Raw genomic sequence first — 22195 nt, forward strand, 5'->3', positions numbered from 1 at the left:
GGCACGAAATATTCGATAAATTGGCTATGTTGTTTATTCGCGCCTTCAAAACTTTGTAAGATAAGTTGATTTACCAACGCAGGATTTACTCAATCTGAATTAAAGGCGCGGTAGGTTTGTACCACCATTATTTATGGAATTTAGTCTAGCGTTGTGGCAAAGAACTAACAGTGTACCTATGCCTGTTACTTTTTAAGTCGAATTACCGGAACGTGTTTGCGTCATAGTGTTGGCTACGTGAGTGTTATGTTAATCTATCGCGAACTGACAAGGTTTGGAGTGAAAAGATGGAAGGTGGTAATCTTTTTAGTGAGATTCCAGATATTATTAATAGCGAGCTATTTGAAGATATTCAAAAGCATAAGTCCGTTCGTATCGAACGTATTATTTCCGATGGCCATGCGAGTGCAGAAGGAGAGTGGTACGACCAAGAAGAGCATGAATGGGTTTCGGTTCTAAAAGGAACCGATGTCATTGAATATGATGATGGAACATTAGTCGTCCTCGATGTCGGTGACTACGTCAATATTCCAGCACATACCAAGCATCGCGTAAAATCGACATCGGCGACAGAAAAAACGATTTGGCTAGCCGTGTTTTACTAGCGTAAGCGAATCTGTCACTACGTTACGCCATTATCGGAAAAGATCAGCAGACAATAGATTATGTTAAATAAAGAAAATTTAGTTAAACTTGCCAGAACGCCAATGCCGTTTGGTAAGTACGCAGGGCGTATGCTTATTGATCTTCCAGAAGAATACTTACTCTGGTTTGATAAAAAAGGATTCCCTAGCGGTGATCTAGGCGACTTATTAAAGCTATGTTTAGCACTCAAAATAGAAGGTTTAGACAGCGTAGTAAAGCCTCTAAAGCGCATCTAACCTACCACAGAAATTCTCCTTTTAATGAAAAGACTCACTATGAATTTTGATATCAATACACTGAAACACCACCAACTGGTTGAAGATGGCCAATTAGAGGGGTGTTACATTCATCAGCCTGCCGAAGGTAGCCAGCCAGATGACAAAGCTGTCTTGGCAGAGCGGCAAGCGCTGGAAAAGATGGGGTACAAGATAATACAGGTTCAAGCTAAAGGTAGGACAACAACGTTTGCCGAGGCTATGCAAAAACTTGCTAAGAAGACGGGTCATCAGCCGAAGTAATAAAAGGCTGTAACCTAGCGCAGTACCTTTTATCTTTCTCCCAATACCTTTTGCCTCTTTGCGTGTCTCGAACTATCCCTAAAAACACCGTCATCCCCTTGAAAAAGGGGATCTCATTCTGCACGTTGCGTAACTGATTTACGTGACTGAATCGAAGGTTTTCAATTATCTACACGTTGTAAGAGATGTTCACTTTCGCGAAGGTGACGAAACCGATAAGAACGTAAGTGCCTGATTCAGTTCCAACCAATTTAACAATAAAGGTCATATTGGTAGCCGTACTCTACGACTAATGTCTAACTATCTGAGACTGTTTGTTTTTTTTCGTTTGGTATAAGGTACTAGCAGCTGAATTTCAACGATGGTTTTTAGTAATAGGCTGAATGGTTCCATTTATCTAACAGTGAATTTCAAGGGCCCATAAAAACTGTCATCGAGTGCTTTGTTGCAGTGAATAGAGACAACGACTCACTATATCTTCGCACAGTGAGTAAATAACGTTTGTTGGAAAACACACCTTAGAGTGTGAACGAAAGGAATCAAAATGAGCAGTACTTTAGAGTCCGTGCAGATACGAACAGATAAGCCTCAAGTCAATGAGGATGAGCTCTCTTATGAACAACAACATAAACCAAGATCGGAATTTGGTTCCAGAGAACAATACTTAGAGCATGAATTACAAATCATGGCGCCTAAACGCTGGCGTCCCAATTTGCCGTTTAAAGACTATCGATTTGAGATAGAAGATACCATCCCAGCGATGGCGGCGACTATTGGTAAGGTTGTTATGGTGGGCGCCATTGCAGCAACCTTTGCCGGGGCTCTAGGGTTAAATGAAGGCTTTGTATTAGAAAATGTTCGATATGAATTACTTATAGCCTCTGTTTTCATTATTCTTTTCTCTGGTTTTTTATTACCGACTGCTAACCTCGCTGGTACACACGGCCCACTCATCCCCTTGATTCCTATTGTTGTTGCAGCAGGCGGGCATCCAATGGCTTTTGGGTTGCTGATTGGCGCTTTTGGCTTAATATTAGCCATCAGTAAAGGTGGCAGCATGTTGGCAAATCTCACCAGCAAAGGTGTGTGTGGCGGTTTATTACTTTACCTAGGCTTTGTTGGAACCGTTTCTCAAGTTAAAAAGCTGTTTGCTTGGGCTGAGGGAATCGGTATGAGCCACATTGCTTTTGTCGTGATCTTTTGCACTATTATTCTATATGCTTTGTTGGAGCATTTTCGTAAGCGCTGGCTAGCGGTACCTCTTAGTTGCTTACTAGGTGGTACGTTAGCTTTTGCCATGGGTGCTCCGTTTTCTTTTCAAACCGAGCCTGGTTTACCCAATATGAACCCGATGTATTGGTGGGGGGAAGATACAGGCTGGATGCTAGGCTTACCGACGGTTGAGCACTTCATGGTGGTATTGCCCTTTGCTATCTTGGCAGTGGCGATGTGGTCGCCGGATTTTTTAGGGCATCAAGTGTTTCAAAAAATAAGCTATCCAGAACGTACGGAAAAAGTGCATATGAACATTGACGACACCATGACCACGGCTTCAATTCGTCAAACGTTCGGCTCTTTGCTTGGAGGCACTAATTTTACGTCTTCATGGGGGACTTATATCGTGCTGACGGCTATTGCTAAACGTCCTATTCCTGCTGGCGCTTTGCTAACGGCATTGTTCTGTATCATAGCTGCGGTTTGGGGCTACCCAATGGATTTAGCGATATGGCAATCGGTACTTTGTGTTGCGTTAATTGTAGGGGTATTTGTTCCATTGCTAGAAGCTGGAATGGAAATGACGCGTGAAGGGAAAACCACACAATCGGCGGCGATTGTTGTATTTTCTTCAGCGCTAGTTAACCCAGCATTTGGCTGGGCTCTCACCATGCTATTGGATAACTTAGGTTTAGTCGGTTGCAAAGAGCGTAGTAGTGAACTTAGTAAAATGAGCCGTTGGGTACTACCTGGTATTATGTTTATTGTGCTAAGTAGCGTGATGGCGTTGGTTGGTCTTCTACCAGGGATACTCGGCGATTATTCCAACGTTTCGTTAGCCGTTGAATACGAGTTATTGAAATCAGCAGGTAAGGCCGTCCGTTACAGGCTCCACACTGTGAGACTTTCAGTGTTACTATAAATACTTTGTATTTGAAATAGCGACAGTGCCTAATATCGTTTTAGACAATATTGACCGACAGCTTTTTTTAAGTGTAAATAGGAAGTTTGCTTCATGCGTAAATCAGATAAGAAGATCGAAAATCAAATTAGAGAGGTGTTAACCGAAGTTTGTGAAGATACGTTAAAAGGCTACGATGGTTTTCTTTGGGTGACTCATACGGTCAAATGCTCGTCTTTTCCACAGAGCTTAAAAATCGCTTGCGTATTCGAAACGAATCAAGACCGAGCAAATTTTCTAATGAAAGAAGGTCAGCTTCATGTTGCAAGCATTATCCAAAAAGCGTTTGATAAGGTTGGAGTCCAACTAAAGAACGTAGATAAGCAGATCAGTTACGATACGCAGGAAAATCGCGAGTTTGGTCATCAAACAAAGTGAATTGAGTTTGTAGTGGGAATATAAGGCTTTATATGACGAAATTGATACAGAGCCTGAAAGCGATGTCTGAGCTCTCCTTAGCACATTTACTTTTACTCCAAAGCTTGCTTCACTTCCCAAAGCGCGTAAAGAACACTATTTACGTGACTTAGCCATTATCTTTGAGTTAGCTAGGTGCTTTGGGAGATCTTCATTTGCGTGAGGATAGCGAGAGCTTTACATTGAGAAGGTCATGGATGTTAAGTATCGTAATATCTAATACCGTGCATAAATCCGACATTAATGTCGGATTTATGCTATTGAATACGACCAATTATATCGGTTATCAATGACTAAAATTGTTGGCAGAATTAGGCAAATTGATATCATAGTGGTTTGTTCTCTAAGGTAAGAAAAAGAAATGACGATTCATCGAGTTAACCCTTGTAAGCGTTGGTCTGACGTGACCGTATTTAACGGAATTGCGCACTTTGTTGAAGTGGCGGAGTCGGATACCTCTGCCGGAATGCAAAGTCAAGTCCAGCAGATTTTCGACCAAGCTGAAACCATGCTTCAATCCATCGGTAGTGACAAATCTAGAATTCTCTCCGTCACGGTTTACGTGACAGATTTCGCTAATTTCGATGCATTGAATGAAGTATGGGATTCGTGGTTCCCAGAGCAATGCGCACCAAGCCGAGCGTGCGTTAAGGTTGAATTGGCCGATCCGAATTTATTGGTAGAAATGGCGTTTGTCGCAGCCGCTGGTGACGACTATTTACCCTAGTGAGGATAGGCTGGGTTAACTCCCTGCCAAGGACCCACAAAAAAAGCTCCTAACAAGGAGCTTTTTGTCGATTCAAGCTTGAATACGTTGTGTTGGCACTCTAAGCGTTGTAAACCTCTAACTACTGAATGGCAATCAACTCAACATCAAAGATCAAAACAGAGGCTGGTGGGATAGGGCCTGAGCCGCTTTTACCGTAGGCAAGGTTACTAGGAATAAACAGGCGGTATTTGTCACCTTCATTCATGAGTTGTAGACCTTCAGTCCAACCTTTAATCACTTGGTTTAAACCAAAGCTAATCGGCGTGCCGCGATCAACAGAGCTATCGAAGACGGTGCCATCGATGAGCGTACCGTGGTAATGAACCTTTACTTTGCTTTTAGCGGAAGGGTGAACCGTACCTTCGCCTTTATGTAATACCTGATATTGAAGGCCGCTTTCGGTTGTGGTCACTTCTTCTTTTAGTCCGTTTTCTTGCAAGAAAGCCTGACCTTGTTGCAAGTTCACTTCGCCAGCTTTGTTATTTGTCCATGTACGGTAAATCATAAAAGCTGCGAGCAGTACAACGATGAGAGGGATAAGTATCTTTGACACGGTAATTCCTTGATCTAATTTAGGTAAACTGCCACTGGCTAAAGTGGCTTCTACGGTGATGCTTATTTGGTTTTTAGGTAATTTATCGTCTCTGCGATTTCTTTGATGTCTTCGTGACCTGCGAGTACCACTTCATACTTACCATTGACGATGAAGGTCGGTACTGCGTTAATTTGAGCTTCAGTTGATACCGTGTTAGCCAGTTCAATATATTCGAATAGCTCCTTTTGCTGCGCTTCATCAAAGTCGTAAGGTGTGACCATAGTACGAGACTCAAAAATTCGATTTAACTCAATTTGTTTTTGCTGGCCATCCAGCTCACTGTTTTGAACTAGAGCAAACAATTCAAGTTTCATGTCTTCAGGAATACGCTGGTCTTCAGATTGCATGACGGCACTGTAAAAGATCATCGCAGCAATTTGTGCGCTGTCGTTAAACATCACATGTACTTTGCCTAGCTTAGAATCAGTAAGCTCCTCAAGTTCCGGCAACAGTGGCTCCAAATTGCGACAATGGCCACAGCCTAACGAGAAAACTTCTGTCACTTGAGGAAGGTTATGTTGGCTAAGATCGTTAGGTAGGATTTTGTATTGCTTGCCTTCAACGGGGGTATTGGATTCCCCACAAGCGGTGATTAGGACGGCGAGAGAAAGTACTGCGGCGAGTTTGCTAAGTGATTTAAACATGTTGATGCATCATATTATTAATAATACCTCGAGTGTAACTGTTACCAATTACTTCAGACAAGCAATTAGTAACAATCTGAAACAGCTAAATGAAGAATATTTTCTTCTCGTTGGTAAAGTTTCGGATATTCACGCCGATAAAAGAAATATTGGATGTTGCTACGAGCGTTTGGAGTGTGTCATGAAGAAAATTGCGTGTTTGATTGCGGTCGGGTTATTGGCGGGTTGCAGCTCTACATCATCGATAACTGACAAAATGTTCGCAGGCATGCTCGATACGGCTCCACGGTCTGAACACGACGTCATGCATCCTGACTGGGTCAATGCACCCCATATCAGTCATTCCGCGCCAATAGGGGCGACTGTGGAAGGTCCCAATGGTCAATATCGTACTCAGGCTTGGGATTCGTTAGAAACCTATCTGGTTAATCATGGACTCGATTATGAACTCGTCCCAGGTGACTACGTTATGATTCGCCTCAAAGAAAAAATCCACTTTAGTACTGGTTCGTCACGTGTTTCTGATAATTCTTCCCAATGGTTGTTTCACTTGGCCAATTTTTTGTCTCAGCAGCAGGGGATAGATGTGGTAATTGGTGGTCATACTGACAATACAGGGGCAATCGTGAGAAATGATGTGTTATCGGACCAGCGCGCGGCAATGGTGAAAGAAACGCTAATCAAGAATCAAGTCTCTCGCCAAATCATTTATACACGTGGCTATGGTGAGGCGGTGCCAGCTTGTACCAATAGCACTTCTTTTGGTAAGGCTTGCAATCGGCGTGTAGAGCTAACGTTGATTGTCGCTAAGTAAAGTCGCTAATAGCGTAGTTAGGTATAACAATACTGCGCGGTTGAAACCTGATGATAGAAACAGAAAAGCGACGATTACTCGTCGCTTTTTTTGAGCACTTAATTGGTCTTTTCGCTAGATTATTCTGATTTAGTCAAACCGATCTAGCTTAAACCGATGATGTTACCCTCATCATCAAGGTCAAGAGACATAAAGGCGGGTTTATCCGGTAAGCCCGGCATCGTCATTACGTTACCGCAAAGCGCATAAATAAAGCCAGCACCAGCACATAGCTTAAGCTCTCTGATCACCACTTCAAATCCAACGGGAGCGCCTTTAATACTGCCATCTGTCGTGATAGATAGCGGTGTCTTGGCTAAGCAAACGGCCAAATGATTGAAGCCCTGAGTTTCGTATAGCTCAAGCTGTTTTTGTGCTTGGTAAGATAACGAGACATTTGCTGCCCCATATCCAGCTTCACACACCGCCATTAGCTTTTCTTTAACAGACTGCTCTGCGGTATACAGTGGTTTGAAGTTAACTGGTGTTTGACAGGCAGCGATTACTTCTTTTGCAAGATCAATGGTACCATCTCCGCCAAGGGAAAATCCTTCGCTAGTGGCGACGCGACAGTTACCATCAAACTGTTTGATCCACTGAGTCAATAAATCCAATTCTTGCTGTGAATCTTGTGGGAAGCGATTGATGGCGACCACCGCAGGAACGCCGTATTTGGCTACATTATTGATGTGCCATTTCAGGTTTTCAAATCCGGCTTTAAGTGCTTGCTCGTCATCTTCAAATAAGGAGTCAGGGATTGGTGCTCCTGGTTTAAAGTCATACAAGCCAGAGTTGGCTTTAAGGCCGCGAAGTGTGGCGACAATGACGGCACAGTCCGGTTTTTTATCGGTTGCAGCGGCTTTAATGTTACAAGCTTTCTCGAAGCCCATATCGGAGCCAAACCCACCTTCAGTGACGGTGTAACTCGCGAGCTTGGTTGCAATTTTGTCGGCGATGATAGAAGAGTTACCGTGAGCGATGTTAGCAAAGGGACCAGCATGAATAAGGGTAGGCACGCCTTCCAAGGTTTGCATGAGTGTCGGTTCAACCGCGTCTTTCATACTAACAGCCATCGCGCCAGCAACTTGCAGGTCTTCAGTGGTGATAGGTTGACCTTCGATACTGTATGCGACAACAATTTTACCAATGCGAGCTCTAAGATCGTTAAGGCTTTCAGATAACGCTAATATGGCCATGAGCTCTGACGCGGCAGAAATATCAAACCCGTCTTCGCGTTCAACCCCGTTGATGGTTTTATTGACTTCGTTTTTGCCAACAGTAACCATACGTAGCGACCGATCATTATGGTCAATAACTCGTTTCCAAACAACGTTCTTTACATCGATTTTAAGCGCAGAGAGTCCAGTTCGAGACTCGAAATTGTCATAGCCTAAGCGCTGCTCATGATAGATACGGGCATCTATCGCCGCAGCCGCTAAATTGTGCGCTGCAGTCACGGCATGGATGTCGCCAGTTAGGTGTAGGTTGAGCTCTTCCATTGGTGCAACTTGAGCATAGCCACCGCCTGCTGCTCCGCCTTTTACGCCAAATACAGGTCCCATAGAAGGCTGTCGAATGCAGGCAAATACCCTTTCGCCGAGTTTTTTAAGTCCTTGAGATAGACCTACGGTGGTGACGGTTTTACCCTCACCTAATGGGGTTGGGGTAATTGCAGTGACGACAATAAGTTTACCATTAAGGTTGTCTCGAAGACGTTCAATTGCTTTTAGCGAGACTTTCGCTTTATGCACACCTTGAGGAAGTATTTCGTGATCAAGTAAACCAGCGTCTTTGGCAACGTCGGTGATAGCAGAAAGTGACGCACTACGGCAGATTTCGATGTCAGATAGCATTAACGGTCCTTTAAAGCCACAAAATTAATGAGGAAAACGTTTGCGTCGAGATAATACTGGCTAATAATTCTTTGTAAAGACAAAAATTCAGTATGCTGTACTAAATTTGACCAGTTCAACTGGTTAGCGTTAGTTCAATTAAAAAAAGAGGCTAAATTAGCCTCTTTTTATTTATCTATCCCAGTACGCTTCTTCTAGGCTATCTTCTCGTTCGGGCAACGCACGAGTCAGTCTTGGTGAGTGTTGCATTAACACTTCGTAACTGACTCGGTTCGCATATTTACATATTTGCGACAAAGAAGAGTAGGTCAAACATGGCATCACATGCTTGTCCGAACCTGGTACATTATTATGATGGAATGCATTTGCCGTCATATCATGTAGCAGAGCCGAGAGTGCACCATCACTAAGCACCATTGGTATTCTTGATCTCAAGAGGGCCACCTAAGTATGGACCAATGTGCGAATATACTTTTTGCGGGTCAGCACAATCTTGTTTGCGCATAGCTCGGCTGAATTCAAACTGGTTAAAGTTTTCAATTGGGCCTTCTAATAGCTCATGGGTGGTGTCTCTAAGCGCGACATTGTCGCAGTAGCCAGCCATATATAGCCCATGGGGACCTGCAGTACACAAGACCAAATCAACCCAATCTAGTGCTTTATCGGCCGCAAGAAGGGGATCGGCAAACCCAGTTAAGGCTTCGCCTTCTTCTTCGTTCATTGCAACAATCGTGACGTTCTCTTTAATGTAGTCTTGCCAAAACGTTTCGTTACCCTGGATAACCCATTTCGTACCGAGAGTGAGGACAACAGGTACAGACTTTTGCTTAGCAAGCTCTACTGCGCGAGCTACGGCTAATGGCATTGGGTCTTCGGGTTTGCCACGCATTAAGTAAGATGAGACCACTAACGCCGACGCTTTATCAAAAATAGACTCTGGAACACTCTCTGGAAGCAGTTGGTTCATTTCACCTTCGTTGATCGCAAAGGTACGTTCACCGTCATCAGTAATTAACGTGTAGCAGCGACCAATTGGCCCATCGACAGTTTGCAAATGGTTGAGGTTCATACGTGACGAAGTACGGCACAAGTAGCGATAGCCATACGAACCTACTTCAATGTTTTTCGACATCACGCCAAGCAACACGGATTTACTATCAGCAAGAACTGAATAATTGTGTAGGGTATTACCTATCGTATCGCCTGGAAATTGATGAGTAATTAAGCCTTGTTCAACCAATTCTTGGTACAAAGCATCCGCTTTGCTTTCTTCGAGAACAAGTGAGTGTCCCTTACTCAACTCATACTTCTCTAAGAAGGAATCATCTACTCGAGCTTCAATATCGACAATAGTTTGCCCAACACCAATGATAGTCGGTCGAAAGTATTTCGGCGCAGCTTGAGCTTGGCTCACTGATAGGTTCTTTTTACTTGTTGGAAAGTAATGCTTTGATTTACGTTGTCCGGGGAATCTCATACTAAACGCTAAGGGATCAAAATTTTCCGCATAATATCACAAAAAGTGTCAAATTGTTGCAATGAATTGCATTAATGACCTGTTGAAAGTCGCAGGAAGTAGCTTTTAGTTACGTTTGCTATTGGCTTAGGTTCATATTGATAGCCATAACATTGACATGGGTAAGGAGAGTACTAGTCTAGTTAAAAACAATAATAAGGGGTGTGGATTTGACTCAACTTGATATTAGTAAGGTTGACTTTAAACAAGCGTTCAATCGCCTCGACAGTTACATTTTTATTAAAGATGCGCAGGGCTGCTATGTTTTCGTCAATGAAGCCATTTGCCAGTTGTTTAACTTATCCAGTGAGCAAATTTTAGGCAAAAAAGACGATGCGTTTTTTAATCTGAATGACAGTGACGATATCCTAGTTAATGACCAGTTGGTACTTAGTGGCCATACGGTCTCTAAGCTTGAAAAAAATATTTTAAAGGATAACCGTGTTCGGTATTACCAAAACATGAAATCACCATTATTTAACAGTGATGGTGAGGTAATCGGGATATTTGGAATTGCGATTGATGTGAGTGATACAATCGCAAAGCACAATGAATTAGAGACGATGGTTATTCGAGACGAATTGACTAGGTGTTTATAACTGACGGTTTTTAGAAACTCAACTAGCACGTGAATATGCGTCGTTTCAACGTCATAAGCAGCCATTTTCATTTCTCATGCTGGATGTTGATAATTTCAAGTTAATCAATGACGCACTAGGGCATAGCTCTGGAGATCATGTACTCCATGAAATTGGCAAAATTATGCTGGAATCGCTGCGTGTTGAAGATTATTGCTGTCGCTTTGGGGGCGATGAATTTGCCATTTTATTGCCTAACACAGAGCTACGTGAAGCATTTTTCCTTGGAGAAAGACTTCGAGAAAAAGTTGAGGCGTTCAAATTTACCTGTGTTGAAGGTCGAATATTTAGTGTGACAGTAAGTATTGGTGTCTCACATCTTACCGAGCAGCAAGAGCAAGGCAAGCTCGCTAATGTTGCGGATGCAGCTTTAATGCAGGCAAAAAGAAACAGTAAAAACTTAACACTGGTTTCTTGTCATAAACAAACGAGTATTACCAAGTGCATCGATTGTAACTTGTGTGATTTAGCATCCGGTGATGAACCGCCGGATGATGAAAGTTAGCGCTCCATAAGCGTTGGTTGAAACTATTTAGTTACTTATCATTATTGTTTACACGATTTAACTTAAAAAGAGCCAGTAAAGGGCTCTTTTTATAGGGGTTAGAGTTTAATAGATCTTAGAGTTTTAATAGAGCTTATCGTTTTATTAGAGCTTATTGAACTGAAGCAACGGGCTCAACAAACGCTTTGGTTCCCCACAACGGGACCGTGGAGAGGCTGTGTTTAAAGCTGCCCGATGTTTCTTTAGTTGAATAAGACAAATACATGAGAGTTTGATTGTCTGCATCTAAGATACGACGAACTTTCATCGTTTTGAAAAGTATGCTTTTTGACTTTCTAAATACGACCTCGCCGGATTTTGATTTGTCGATCTGTGCTATCATTTCAGGTGTGATTTCACTCGGTTTGACGACATGATATTGAACTATCACTCGGGTCTGAAAAGCTTAGGTTAGCCTCAATGCTTGCGATATGGCACGTAACACCGGGTACTTCAGGATCGGTTAATGTGTTGAGTTTAATGTCTTTTAATGTAAACATGCCAAGTGAAACATCACCAACCTCCTTATCTCCGCAGCCTGCTAAGGCAAGGGCAAGAGCTGGAACAATCATAAGCTTTTTCAACATATTGGGGCAATCCTTTAAAATAAGAGCTTGTGTATACAATAACCACGGTCAGAAAAAAATCAAATAGGATTTACAATGAAAGACGCGGCAATGGCTCTATATAACAAAAAGAATGAATGGTTAGCAAGCCAAGTAGATGTCGAATTTCCCACATCAGAAAGCATTAAAGGGCGAGCTTTATACCTAGACGCCTTAACCAGCAGGGTTCTAGAGCCTCTATTGGTCGCAGAAAGTGCTTCCGCAACAATCGAGTGGCACCTTGTTGATTTTCATAGACTTACGATCATGTTTTCACTTCTTCAGTCTAAGATGTGGGAAAACGAAGAGACCCAAAGTTACATTGTTGAGTTTTTGACACAAATCATTTTAGACCCGGATTACAGCTTGTATGTAGGGTTTAGTGAAGGAGAAGCGGTTTACGCGGCAATCATCTGCAGTGAGCAAGATGTTGTCGTCGTGTCTGATATTGTCGGCGTGAGCGCATCAATGAGTAATGATGACATCGCGTTGTCACTGATTCATGAGACTTTGAACATCAATCTTAGTGATAATTCAAACTTAGTCGACATATGGATTGAAAAACGGTGATCAGCACGAAACTTTCGTCTATTGCTTAGGAAAATGTTGCAAACCCTCGTTTAGATACCGTTTTGTATACTCATAGTCTATTAATATTTATAACGAATTAAGTAGGTATGGGTAGATAAAGAAGTATGTCAGTAGTGAAATGTGTTTTATTCGATTGCGATGGAACCCTAGTCGATAGTGAAATGCTTTGTTGTGAGGCGCTAGTTGCGACCTTTAAAGAGGTTGGAGTGTCGCTTTCATTAGAAGTGGCGGCGGAAAACTTTTCTGGAGGGAAAATAGCCGATGTGTTGATGTCAGCTAAGCGTCTCACTGAATCCAACGTCTCGTTGGATCTGCTTGAGCCGATTTACCGACGTCTGACTACGGAGCTATTTGAATCAAGACTTACGCCAATTAATGGTGTGGAACGTCTTTTAGATTATTTAGACGATGAGATGATTGAGTATTGCGTTGTCACCAACAGCCCAACAAAAAAAGCGTTGCATATGTTGTCTATTGTTGGACTTTCCGATCGTTTCAAGGGAAAAGTTATTTCAGCGTTTGATGCCAATAGTTGGAAGCCAGAACCTGATCTTTTACGGTATGCTGTGACAATCATGGGTTTTTTACCTAAGGAATGCGTGTACATTGATGACACTGAAAAAGGCGTCAATATGGGCATCGCGACAGGCGTTAAGACGGTACATTTCGCTAAAGTCTGTGTAGAAAGTCAACCCAATGTGACATGTCTATCCGCGATGACACAAGTTGTTGCGCATATTAGTGAACTCAATGGTTTAGTGAATAAGGCTGCAAGTGTGTGAGTTAGACTGTGTTTGAACCATGACTTTATTAATATACATCTCCGTCCAATCTTTGGAATATTCTTGCGTGTAGAATCCACAGCCTGCACAAAGGAAGGTTTCGCCATCTTCTGACAATAGATACTCATCTGAATCGCATTCTGGGCAGTCGTTACTAGTTTGTGTTTCGATAGCGTATTTCTTCATTGGAAGTACCTTGTGATTCATTCAATTGACGAGTCTGTCATCAAGGTAAGCATAATACGCATCACTAATTTTATGTTGAAAAATTAGCCTCTTGCATAACAACCTGCGAGCAATATCACCCAAATGTGCGAAAAGCTAGTGCTAGGGTAGTAGTTCTTGGATATTGAAAGTAATCAGATCTTGTCACTGAGCCCCGATTTTACAGTAGAAGAGAGTGTTTTTATCTTACCGTTACTTAATGCGCCATCACTACGTATTTTGATTTGATTGAGCAGATCTCTAGCTCTTTCCGTGGTTTTTATGAATACGTTTATTCAAATTTGTGAGTGGTTCTGGCATGAGGAGATAGTCGAGCCAATAGCAAAGACAGAAGGTGAATCCAGAGGCGTGTTTGAACAGAGGCGTTAAGATGATGAAGAATGAATATTGATCGTTAAAGTGCATGTTTGACTGGTAACACGAAATAGCGTAATTGACCATTGATAGGCCTCTCACTATGGCAATAAATAATCGCTTAAAGTGACGCTGTCACATGTGTTGGGGTTGGGAATTTATAAAATTTTCAATAGGTTAAAACTTGTCCTGACCGAGTGTTCGGTCAAAAAAACATCGTTTTCCCGCTTCGTGCCCCTAATATATTCTGTCTCATCACTTCGTATTCAAGGGGCAGTGTGAAAATTATTTGAGAACAAAGAAGTTAATCACGAAAGTGTACAAATTCACTTGGTCAAATGACGTGGAGTTTGCTACGTTTAAATGACACAGTGATTGGAAAGGTAGAATTATATGAAAGTAAATGTTCAAACACATCATGTATCAATCAACGACGATTCTCGCAAAGAAATAGAAAGCAAATTTGAGAAGGTTTCCGCTCACTTTCCACAACTAATCAGCTGCGACATTATCATCACAAAGGAACATGGCCAGCATCAAGTGGAAGTCTTTACTAATTATGAAGGTGTTAGAGTTTCAGCAAAAGCGACTGACGATGTTATGTATCCAGCTATCGCTAAGTGCAGTTAAGAAGTTAGAGACAGGACTGCGTAACAGAAAAGGGCAGCTTAAATCAGGGCTTCATGAAAAGCCAACCAGTACAAAACCTGAAATTGCATCAGATATCATTCAAGAAATGAAACTCGTTTAATTTTTAAGCCGTAAATTTTCTAAGCCAGCACCTAGTGCTGGCTTTTTTCATATTGCACAAGTCAAAAGCAAGGAAGGAAGTGGGAGTGGGTAATACTGCCTCGTTGCATTGGTTCGACTACGCTTATTATTACACTGGTTGATTACATGAATTTACAACGTGGTTTTGTCGTTGAAATTAGCAGCAATCACACTATAAAAGTGAAGGTTACGTAGCATTTTCATACACGCTTGGTTACTGTGTTCACGCTGGTGACGGTATTCATGTTGGTGACTGTATTCACATTGACTACTTGGGTCATACAGCACACGTTTACGATATGGGCTTACGATATCGTGTGAAGCCAAATCAGCGTAGATGTAACGTATAAATATAAAAGGGTAGAGCATTGGCTAAGAAGTATTATGTGGTGTGGAAAGGAAGAGAAACAGGCATTTTCTCTACATGGGCAGATTGTAAGGCTCAAGTTGATAAGTTTACTGGTGCGAAGTTCAAATCGTTTCCGACGTTAGCAGAAGCAGAACAAGCATTTGGTTCTAACGGTGCAACAGGTAATAGTCCGGTAAAAACGCGCACTTCAGCCATGTCATTAGCGACAGGCGCTAAAAAAAATACGAAGGCCAAAGCTAAGCCGCTATCACAACAAGATATTGCTGCAATGCCATTGGACATTAAGATATTTACCGATGGCGCATGTGATCCCAATCCAGGTCAAGCAGGCACAGGGTTGGCGGTGTATCAAAACAACGCACTTGTCGAGTTGTGGTATGGGAAGTATCAAGCTAATGGTACCAATAATACTGCGGAGCTTAATGGCTTGCATCAATCAATGCATTTGGCAAAGACGCATTTATTGGCTGGGCGTAGCGTAGCGATTTATTGTGATTCTATGTATTCCATCCAATGCATGACCACTTGGGCGAAAGGATGGGAAGCGAAAGGCTGGAAAAAGTCGGGTGGAGAGATTAAAAACCTAGATTTGATTAAGCCAATGTTTGAACTTTACCAACAAATTTCGAACCAAGTCGCTATTCACCACGTTAACGGGCATGTGGGAATTGAAGGTAACGAGTTAGCGGACCGAATGTCTATCGTTGCGGTTGATACGAAACAAGAAGCAATGGTGCAATACTCAGACCTTTCGGATCTTACGAAAATACTGGCGTTACGTGCAGGCTGAGTAACTCATTTATCTTAAGTGACTCAAAATGAGAGTAGAAGAACGCCAGCGAGTATTTAGTATTAGTGACGTTTTGGTCCCGTACGTACCAGTTCTTTGCCTGTTTCGAAAATTTCATCGCTGATCCAGCGAGCGAGAAGGAGCTGTTGCTTGTCATTGAAGACCGCGACGAAGTGGCGACCATCAGAATTGTTTGTCGCCATTCCTACACCAGCAACGCCTTCTAACCCCAGACCGCCATTTTCAACTGAAAGTAAGAACTGCTCAAGGGATTCAAGGGTGTCGATAATATCGTTATCTGTTTTCATGGTTTTACCGCTGTATGTTGATTAATGTCACCAGTAGAGTCGGCACTTTACAGAACAAGCGAAAAGATGTGAATACTCCAGGCAATGAAAGCGGGTTCTTTTTCTATTTAGACCCCGCTAGTTACGCCGCGCTAGTTATGGTTGTGAACAGGCGCTCATACAATGAGCGCTATGAGTTCAATTCATCGACCAAAATAGCCAATGACGACTTTATCCTCGCCGAGGATTCTGGAAAATACAAACGCGTCATTATTAGCGATAACTTGGTGCGCACCTGCGCCAATTGCAGGATGACGGTCTCTAAATTGACCGACGGTTTTCCAATGTGCGAGTAACTGTTGCTTATTGGTATCGAGTGACCAAAGCATATCTGAACGAGTACCTTGATGGAAATCATCGGCGAAAGGTCCTATGTCTCTTGCGATTTCATCTCCGTAATAAACTTGTATTGCGCCCGGACTCAATAGTAGAGCGTTAGCCGCATTTTTTTGCATTTGATAGTTTTTAAATCGGCTAAAAAACAATTCGGTATCGTGAGATGACATGTAGCTGACGGGATTAAAGTCCGTAGAGTCGGCAATTGAATTGGAGTAGTGTTGATAAGTATCGGCCATTTGACTAAAACAAGCCGCGCCTTTATCGAGTTTTTTCTGCATATCAAAATTGATTAATGCGTCAAATCCATCGTCGAAATAGGGACTGCGATTTGCACTGTGTCCCCAAACCTCTCCCATCATCCAAAAAGGTTGACCAGAGATGTTATTAGACAAGCGCCATTGCTCTAGACTGTCTGCCGCTTCGGATTTAAGTCGTTTCCATACTTCCGGCTCTACGTGCTTGACGGTATCAACGCGATAGCCATCGATTCCAAAGCGCTTTACCCAGTCCGTTTGCCACTCAATGAGGTAGTCGGTGACGGTATAGTTGTCTCGTGGTGCAACACGTGTGCCAGGATTATTCATCAGCCATTGCGGCGGCTGAACATGTTTAGTCGACTCCGTTTTGAAATCGGGCAATCCCGCCAAAGATAGCGTAGTGTCACTTGAACCAGGTTGGTCATAACCGGGCAGTCCAGTTCGAACCCAATCCGCTCCCCACCAGTCTTTCCAATTTGATGATTGATAGTTGATGTTGCTGTGGAAGCTATGCCAATTTTCGCCCGCCTCGGGTGCCCAGTCCGCCCATTGAGTCGGCAGGCTTTCTGGCGCGGGAATAACATCGAGCGCATCAAATTGTGCATCCGCTAACGTCGCATAACCGGGATGATTAATGACGGCATCCAATAGAACTTTGATTCCTCGTTTATGGGCCTCTGATACTAGACGTTTCAGGTCTTCCTCGTTACCGAAGCTTTCGTCAACTTTGGTAAAATCTCGTGCCCAATAGCCATGATAAGCATAAAATGGGAAAGATCCGCTATCACCACCACCAACAAAACCGTGCACTTGCTCAACAATTGGCGATAACCAAATCACATTGGTTCCTAGGCTCTTAATGTAGTCGAGCTTTTCTGTGACGCCATTTAAGTCACCACCGTGAAAAGTACCAATTTCTTGCTTGTTATCTTTATGCCGAGAGTAAGGCTGTGTTTTTGAACGCTTAGAATTATTGAAACGATCGACCATGACAAAATAGATGTTAGCATTACGGTAGTTAAGCGTTTTATGTGATGATGTATTAGATGTTTTTGTCTCGTTGACTACTGGCTCTAGTAGTATTAGACCGCCATTTCCTTGAGAGGGTGTGACGGTAACCTTGCCATTATTGACGCGTATTTCCTCACCGGAAAATGCTTCCCGAAGCAATGTGCCATCGGCAAAGGCAGAAGAGACATTGAGGTCTTTGGGTCCCTCACTAAATGCTTCGCACTGTACTTTAGGTAGTGGGCGTTTAAACGCGGTCTGGGAGACTTTTTTAGGCTGTCGCTTAAACAGTAAGGTTTGGTTATCTTCGTGATAGGAGAACGAATAATCCCCTGTGAACCTGATGGTCAGAGGCAATTGAGTGGTTTCTCCACACAGCAGAGGGATTGGTGTATTAAATTTGATTTTGCTTGGAAGCTGATTATCACATCGCCCTTCAATGCCAGAAATAGACAGTTGATATTTGTCTTTGGTGAGTGGAATCACCACCGCATTGTCATTCTCGAGCGGGTAATCGCGACTGGTTGTGGTCGTAGATATCGTGAGATAAGGCGTTGCAAAAAGGGCAGGTGACGCGAAGATAGATGGCGTTGCAATGAGCAAAGCGGTGAACAGAGTCTTATGTTTCATGGTCATTCCGTTGTTATTATTGTCCATCCTAACTGTACTTATTTCATATCTGACTCACATCATTCTTGCGCTCTACGCCTCAAAGTTTGTTGTTGTTCACATTATGAGCGCGTAGGGCGTAGACCCTCGATTAATTCGACGTTAAACATGGCGCATTTAATGGCGTTAAACGGTAGCTTCCGGCAGCAATAGGGTAAACGTCATGCCGTGTTGCGCATTATTATGAGCGCTGATGGTCCCATTCATATCTCGCATATTGTTAGCGGTGATTGATAGCCCTAACCCAAGTCCGTCACCTATCTTTTTGCTGGTGTGAAAAGGCTCGAAAATAGCGTCTATTGAAGAAGGCTGTACGCCGCATCCATTATCCATTATTCGTATTTCTATCATGGTGTTCACCTTGCTAATCGCGATGGTGAGCACAGGATCCTTAGTATCGCTGAGCGCATCGATGGCATTTGAAATCAGGTTACCTAGCACTTGTCTAAGACGTTGTTCTTCACCTGTAATGGTTGGCATTACTTCCGGCGCTCGAACCCGTATGTCAATCGAGGATAATCTTGACTGGTAAATACGCAGTGTCTCTTCGAGTGCTTCAGTTAATGAAACAGGGTTGAGTAACTCGGGTTTACTATAAGCAAAGCTTTTTAGCTGGCGAGTCATATTTGCCATACGATCGATGAGCGTTTGAATTAACGTGTGGTTAGCGCGCATCATTTCATATTCATTACGCTCCATTAAAAGCTCATTGGTGGTAAGCAACGTACGAAGCCCAGTGAGGGGTTGATTTAATTCATGAGTGATTGCGCTCGACATTCGTCCCAATGCTGCCATTTTACTTGCTTGAACGAGCTCGTGCTGCGCTTGTTGTAAGGCTTGGGTACGTTCTTCAACACGTTTCTCAAGCGCTTGGTTCGCTTGCTGTAGCGCGTGCTCGGCCGTTTTTCGTTTACTGATATCAATGACAGTGGCAAGGAAAAAGGGCTGACCATGCCATGGAAATAGGGTTAATGAAAAAAGCACAGGGAAAAGACTGCCATCGCTTCGCTTTGCCATGGTGTCCACCGCGCTTAGTTCGGTATGCTCTTTATGAATCGCTAGGTTCTTTAGTAATTTGAGCGTAGTAGAGTTTGGGTTACCGGCATCAAATAATTCCCATGCAGGTATCGCTTTGCTATGTCTATCGGGAAGACAGAATTGGCGTTTTGCCATAGGGTTTACATCGAATAAAAAACCGCGATCATCAATCACCATTAAGCCAACATGTGTTTTATTTATCATTTGGGTAAGGCGTTGTTGTGACTCCTCCAAAATCGATTGAATCTGCTGTTTACTTTGTTGCTTTTGATGGCGTTGAAAGAAGATGATCATCAGTAGAGTGGCGAATAACAGTAAAGTGACGGTGCTCCAACCGACAACATTAATCGTCTGTTGCATTGGTTTCATTGGCGTTAGGTAACTAATTTTCCAATTTAAGTCGTCAAGTTTAACAGTGTGGGCTAGGTAACTATCGGCGGAGATATTCTCTGAGTCAGTGAGTTGCCAGGTTTTAATACGCGTGTTGTCATACAGCAACTCGGTATTTTGCATAATGTGATGGGATGAGTCGTTTAGCCAATCCGCACTGTATTGACTGCTACTAGACAAAAAAACCGATCCTGCTGGTTCTGTAAGGTGATGACGTCACGGCTGGTAATGATTTGTTCGGTTAACAGACTGAGATCAATTTGCACTACCGCTATGCCCTCTATGTCTAAGCCAATAAAAATCGGGGCAGTCAAATAGTAAAACGGCGTCGAACCTTTGGTTTTACTCACCAGCGATACACCTTCGCCTTGAGAGTGAATCTGTTGCGCGATGGCTTGCCTATCTGATCGGCTGAATCGTTCTCCAACTAAACTCGAGGCAAGCGCTTCACCTGTGGCCGACAGAATCAGCCAACCTTCAGTATTTGCGGCTTTATCAAGTTGGAATAGTTCGTCTTCAACACTTTGTTTTAGATCTAAATCGCCAGCCACTAATGCGATGGTTCTAGGATTATTAGTGACTAGGTAAGGAAGGTGATAAAAGCGTTTCAATGTCCGCCTTACTTCACCGATATATTCAAGCAAACGTTCTTGGACAAGAGTCTGGGTTTGATTGCTAAGCCATTGCCGTGATACTTCTCGGCTCGTTGCATAGAACACACCGATCAACATGACGACAACGATAATAATTATCCACTTATATCTCATCATGTATCCTGTAATAGACTGATTTTGTTTTATTTAAAGACTGCGCTGTTTCTGATTGATGTAAAAGAGTTGTGATCAAAAAGTGCGACTTAGCTCCTTTTATCCTATTGAAAATTTACCTAACGTAGGTAAAGAGTATTTATTTAGGTGATGGGTTATGGTTTTCGTCGATGCAGCACGAGTAGCACTAATTGAAGATGACGACATTGTTCGACAAGCAACAAGCCAGTGGTTACAACTCGCAGGTTTCGAAGTGGAAGCATTTAGCACTGGGGGCGCGGGTAAGTCTGCGATTCTGAATGGCGACTACGATGCGATAGTCAGTGATGTCCGATTACCCGATATAGACGGGTTGACCATACTCGCCGACCTAACGGCAAACAATATTCACACCCCAATGATCTTAATTACCGGGCACGGTGATGTCGACATGGCGGTAAGTGCCTTGCAACAAGGTGTGTTTGATTTTATTGAAAAACCCTTTCAGCCAGAAAGGTTGTCACAACGCGTTAATGAGGCGGTGATTTCTTATCGAGCACAAGCGTCAGCTCAACATCGACAAGAATACTTGGCCAGTGTTAACGGACTTGAGCAAGTGTTAATAGGGCAAAGTACGGCAATGGTGCAACTGAGAGATCAGGTGGTCAAGCTGGCTCGCATTGACACTCATGTCATTATTTATGGTGAAACGGGATGCGGTAAGGAGTTGGTTGCCACGAGTTTGCATAATGAGAGTCCGCGCGGTAAACGTGAATTTGTACCAATAAATTGCGGCGCGGTACCTGAGAATCTATTTGAAAGTGAGTTGTTCGGCCATGAAGCTGGCGCGTTTACGGGGGCGAGTAAAAGACGAATTGGTAAGCTTGAATATGCTGATAAAGGGACGTTGTTTTTTGATGAAATAGAGAGTATGCCACTCGCCATGCAAGTGAAAGTTCTGCGATGTATACAGGAAAATACCGTTGAGCGGGTAGGAGGGAATCAAACGATCAGTACGGATCTACGAGTGATTGCTGCGGCAAAAGAGGACTTGAGTGACAATAGCGAATTTCGACAAGACTTATATTATCGCCTCAATGTCGCTCAAATTCACATTCCTCCTCTGCGAGATCGGGAAGATGATGCCCTAATCTTGTTTGAACACTTTATTCGCCATACTCGCGAAGACGCACGCACATTAAGCGATGCTGATCGACAGGCGATATTGAGTTATTCATGGCCTGGTAATGTCCGTGAATTGAGGAACGCCGCAATGCGCTTTGCCCTTGATGATAGCGTGTCTGTCATGGAAATTCTGACGATGCGACCTAGCTCTACGACCGAAATGACACAAAGCGGTGTACCACTCGCGATTCAATTGCATAACTTCGAAAGAAAGGTGTTGAGTGAGGCGTTGTCTCGCCATCATGGTTGTATCACGGATGTCATGCTTGAATTAGATATTCCAAGGCGAACGCTTAATCAAAAAATGCAAAAGCTGGGTCTGAATCGAGGGGATTATACCTAGCGCAACTAAGCGACATAGTAACTAAGCAAAATAGGAACAAGCAACATAGGAACAAGCGACATAGTAACAAGCGACAGAGTAACGAAGCAACGATATTTGTATCGATAAAGTTGGCGAATTGATTGTTTTTATTCTTGAGCAGAAAGCAGAGCTAGTTGCAAACTCATGTCGTGAAGTGATCTAGAGAGTCGAGCCTATGACGTAATGTTATCGGCAA

The 22195-nt window shown here is 43.0% G+C and carries 18 protein-coding genes and 5 pseudogenes; 14 read left to right on the plus strand and 9 right to left on the minus strand.

The genetic code is table 11. The features are described from left to right. Positions 1–287: 287 nt before the first annotated feature. From AC0L66_RS23545 to AC0L66_RS23570, 6 genes are all read left to right on the plus strand, one after another. Positions 288–605 carry a cupin domain-containing protein gene (locus tag AC0L66_RS23545; RefSeq protein ID WP_473569686.1) on the plus strand — a complete coding sequence of 106 codons (318 nt, stop codon included), beginning with the start codon at positions 288–290 and terminating at the stop codon, positions 603–605. A 60-nt stretch (positions 606–665) separates the two neighbouring features. After that, entirely contained in the window at positions 666–881 is a 216-nt protein-coding gene (locus AC0L66_RS23550) for a DUF3820 family protein (protein WP_265674459.1), read from the plus strand. Between the two features lie 39 nt (positions 882–920). Further along, the gene (locus AC0L66_RS23555; RefSeq protein ID WP_473569688.1) at positions 921–1163 is read left to right on the plus strand and encodes a hypothetical protein; all 243 of its coding nucleotides are present in this window, start codon (positions 921–923) and stop codon (positions 1161–1163) included. A 544-nt stretch (positions 1164–1707) separates the two neighbouring features. Further along, complete coding sequence (locus tag AC0L66_RS23560; protein ID WP_473569689.1) at positions 1708–3300, plus strand: DUF3360 domain-containing protein; 1593 nt, start codon at positions 1708–1710, stop codon at positions 3298–3300. Positions 3301–3393: 93 nt separating this feature from the next. Next, complete coding sequence (locus AC0L66_RS23565; protein ID WP_265674456.1) at positions 3394–3717, plus strand: Fis family transcriptional regulator; 324 nt, start codon at positions 3394–3396, stop codon at positions 3715–3717. 400 nt (positions 3718–4117) lie between these two features. Next, a complete protein-coding gene (locus AC0L66_RS23570; RefSeq protein WP_265674455.1) occupies positions 4118–4483 on the plus strand; it encodes a RidA family protein in 366 nt (121 codons plus the stop codon). A gap of 121 nt (positions 4484–4604) precedes the next feature. Here the strand turns inward: AC0L66_RS23570 and AC0L66_RS23575 are convergent, their stop codons facing one another. Further along, positions 4605–5078: an FKBP-type peptidyl-prolyl cis-trans isomerase gene (locus AC0L66_RS23575; RefSeq protein WP_265674454.1), complete on the minus strand. Its 474-nt coding sequence runs from the start codon at positions 5076–5078 to the stop codon at positions 4605–4607. A 62-nt stretch (positions 5079–5140) separates the two neighbouring features. Then, complete coding sequence (locus tag AC0L66_RS23580; protein WP_473569690.1) at positions 5141–5764, minus strand: thioredoxin domain-containing protein; 624 nt, start codon at positions 5762–5764, stop codon at positions 5141–5143. A gap of 181 nt (positions 5765–5945) precedes the next feature. Between AC0L66_RS23580 and AC0L66_RS23585 the strand changes: the two genes are divergently transcribed. After that, positions 5946–6578, plus strand: coding sequence for an OmpA family protein (locus tag AC0L66_RS23585; protein ID WP_473569691.1), 633 nt, complete (start codon positions 5946–5948; stop codon positions 6576–6578). 143 nt (positions 6579–6721) lie between these two features. Here the strand turns inward: AC0L66_RS23585 and AC0L66_RS23590 are convergent, their stop codons facing one another. Both AC0L66_RS23590 and AC0L66_RS23595 read right to left on the minus strand, forming a co-directional pair. Next, entirely contained in the window at positions 6722–8470 is a 1749-nt protein-coding gene (locus AC0L66_RS23590) for a formate--tetrahydrofolate ligase (protein ID WP_473569692.1), read from the minus strand. Positions 8471–8641: 171 nt separating this feature from the next. Then, a pseudogene (locus AC0L66_RS23595) lies at positions 8642–9947 on the minus strand (inosine/guanosine kinase). Between the two features lie 209 nt (positions 9948–10156). Between AC0L66_RS23595 and AC0L66_RS23600 the strand changes: the two are divergent. Both AC0L66_RS23600 and AC0L66_RS23605 read left to right on the plus strand, forming a co-directional pair. Continuing rightward, positions 10157–10585: a PAS domain-containing protein gene (locus AC0L66_RS23600; RefSeq protein WP_473569694.1), complete on the plus strand. Its 429-nt coding sequence runs from the start codon at positions 10157–10159 to the stop codon at positions 10583–10585. Positions 10586–10649: 64 nt separating this feature from the next. After that, a pseudogene (locus AC0L66_RS23605) lies at positions 10650–11129 on the plus strand (GGDEF domain-containing protein); the annotation flags it as partial. A gap of 151 nt (positions 11130–11280) precedes the next feature. Here AC0L66_RS23605 and AC0L66_RS23610 read toward each other — a convergent pair. Further along, a pseudogene (locus tag AC0L66_RS23610) lies at positions 11281–11755 on the minus strand (CreA family protein). A gap of 75 nt (positions 11756–11830) precedes the next feature. Here AC0L66_RS23610 and AC0L66_RS23615 point away from each other — a divergent pair. Then, the gene (locus AC0L66_RS23615) at positions 11831–12343 is read left to right on the plus strand and encodes a hypothetical protein (RefSeq protein WP_473569696.1); all 513 of its coding nucleotides are present in this window, start codon (positions 11831–11833) and stop codon (positions 12341–12343) included. Between the two features lie 125 nt (positions 12344–12468). After that, positions 12469–13146, plus strand: a complete 678-nt coding sequence (locus tag AC0L66_RS23620) for an HAD-IA family hydrolase (protein WP_265674446.1) — start codon at positions 12469–12471, stop codon at positions 13144–13146. Here AC0L66_RS23620 and AC0L66_RS23625 read toward each other — a convergent pair. Continuing rightward, positions 13120–13332: a hypothetical protein gene (locus tag AC0L66_RS23625; RefSeq protein ID WP_265674445.1), complete on the minus strand. Its 213-nt coding sequence runs from the start codon at positions 13330–13332 to the stop codon at positions 13120–13122. The two genes, AC0L66_RS23620 and AC0L66_RS23625, sit on opposite strands and share 27 nt — an antisense overlap. 786 nt (positions 13333–14118) lie before the next feature. Between AC0L66_RS23625 and hpf the strand changes: the two are divergent. Both hpf and AC0L66_RS23635 read left to right on the plus strand, forming a co-directional pair. Then, positions 14119–14476: pseudogene (gene hpf / locus AC0L66_RS23630) on the plus strand (ribosome hibernation-promoting factor, HPF/YfiA family). 388 nt (positions 14477–14864) lie between these two features. After that, entirely contained in the window at positions 14865–15656 is a 792-nt protein-coding gene (locus tag AC0L66_RS23635) for a ribonuclease H1 domain-containing protein (RefSeq protein ID WP_473569698.1), read from the plus strand. A 62-nt stretch (positions 15657–15718) separates the two neighbouring features. Here the strand turns inward: AC0L66_RS23635 and AC0L66_RS23640 are convergent, their stop codons facing one another. The 3 genes and pseudogenes from AC0L66_RS23640 to AC0L66_RS23650 form a co-directional block, all read right to left on the minus strand. Beyond that, positions 15719–15964, minus strand: a complete 246-nt coding sequence (locus AC0L66_RS23640; RefSeq protein ID WP_265674442.1) for a hypothetical protein — start codon at positions 15962–15964, stop codon at positions 15719–15721. A 182-nt stretch (positions 15965–16146) separates the two neighbouring features. Beyond that, complete coding sequence (locus tag AC0L66_RS23645) at positions 16147–18237, minus strand: alpha-amylase (protein ID WP_473569700.1); 2091 nt, start codon at positions 18235–18237, stop codon at positions 16147–16149. A gap of 165 nt (positions 18238–18402) precedes the next feature. Beyond that, positions 18403–20471, minus strand: a pseudogene (locus AC0L66_RS23650) (sensor histidine kinase). Between the two features lie 157 nt (positions 20472–20628). On the opposite strand from AC0L66_RS23650, the gene AC0L66_RS23655 reads away from it, so the two are divergent. After that, entirely contained in the window at positions 20629–21978 is a 1350-nt protein-coding gene (locus AC0L66_RS23655) for a sigma-54-dependent transcriptional regulator (protein ID WP_473569702.1), read from the plus strand. Positions 21979–22195: the final 217 nt, after the last annotated feature.

The organism is Vibrio sp. GJ43-1 (assembly GCF_055808835.1).